A 1,231-nucleotide genomic window follows, 5' to 3' on the forward strand; every position below is an offset into this window, starting at 1 on the left:
GGTTGCGGTAGTGGTCATGGGCTGCGGCGTTGTTCGTCCACCCGGCGAGGTGGGCGAGGCTGATCGACAGACTGCGGAAGGTCGCGAGGGCCCGGGGCAGGCTGCCGGTGCGGGCACGGCAGGCGTCCTCGCCGAAGGTCACGTCGCGGACGAAGTGCTGGGCTTCGATGGCCCACTGGCCGCGTACGCAGCGGGCGAGGACGGCCGTGTCGGCGACGTCGGACGGGGCGGTGGTGATGCCAAGTTCGGCGTCCGCGTGGATCTTTCCGTCGCCGCGTCCGGTGGTGTACCGCTCGACGAGCAGGGCCCGGGTGGCGTGCGGGAAGTGCACCTGCCCCGGTGCGAGGGGCTGCACGCGCACGATCCGGATCTCGTGTCGGCCCGAGTTGGTCTCCTCGGTGCGGTTGACGGCGATGGCCGCATTGGTGTGCTCGTCCCAGTCGAGCGCGTCCAGTTGGGCGAAGAGGACCGAGCGGTTCTCCTTGACGGGGAAGAGGCCGAAGGCGCCGCGGCGGTGAAGGTAGTGGGCGTGGCCGGCGACGGTGTGCAGGGCGTCGGCGGTGACGATCGCGCCGGTGATGTCGGCGATCAGGTCGAGGGCTGCGGTGAAGTGCACCGTCTCGTGCGGTTTGTGGCGCATCTCCCGCTGGGCGAGCATCACGCCCGGGTCGACCTGGTAGACGCCGAGGAGGTGCAGTTGCAGGCCCTCGCTGTCACGGGCGCCGCGCACCGTCTTGCCGTCCGCTGCCAGCTGCAGCACGGGCGGGTCTCCGGCGATGCCGGCCAGCGGGTCGGCGGTGTGGGCCTGCACGAAGGCGCCGACGGCGGTGTCGAGCGCATCGGCGTCGACCCGGGCGAGCGTGCGGGTGAGGGTGGTGGCCACCGGCAGCCGGCCGGGGTCGCCGTCGGGGACCTCGAGGGAAGCCAGGATGCCGGCGCCTTGGCCGCTCGCCCAGCGGATCACACCGCGCACCGAGCGCACCCCGCACAGCATGGCGCAGGCGACCAGGCCGAGCAGCATCGGCCAGGCGTGTGTGACCAGGTGCGGCGCGCGTGGGTCGGGCACCGCCCGGACCGCCTCCAGCAGCGACAGGAGTCGTTCCGGCGTGCACAACTCCTCGGCATCGAGGCCGTGTTGCTCGGAGAGTTGGCGCGACGTGGGCAGGGTCGGGCAGGATGGCATGCGGGCGCGGCCTTCACGATCATGCTGAGTGGTATCAACGTGATCATG

Annotated in this window: 1 protein-coding gene; it reads right to left on the minus strand. The window is 71.8% G+C overall.

What is annotated here, in order from left to right; translation table 11 throughout:
* The coding region (locus tag ACFP2V_RS38595) for an ISAs1 family transposase (RefSeq protein ID WP_381221437.1) at positions 1–1,183 on the minus strand (1,183 nt) is incomplete at its 3' end.
* Between the last annotated feature and the right edge of the window lie 48 nt (positions 1,184–1,231).

The sequence above is a fragment of the Streptomyces incanus genome (assembly GCF_042656345.1).
GTDB lineage: Bacteria > Actinomycetota > Actinomycetes > Streptomycetales > Streptomycetaceae > Streptomyces > Streptomyces incanus.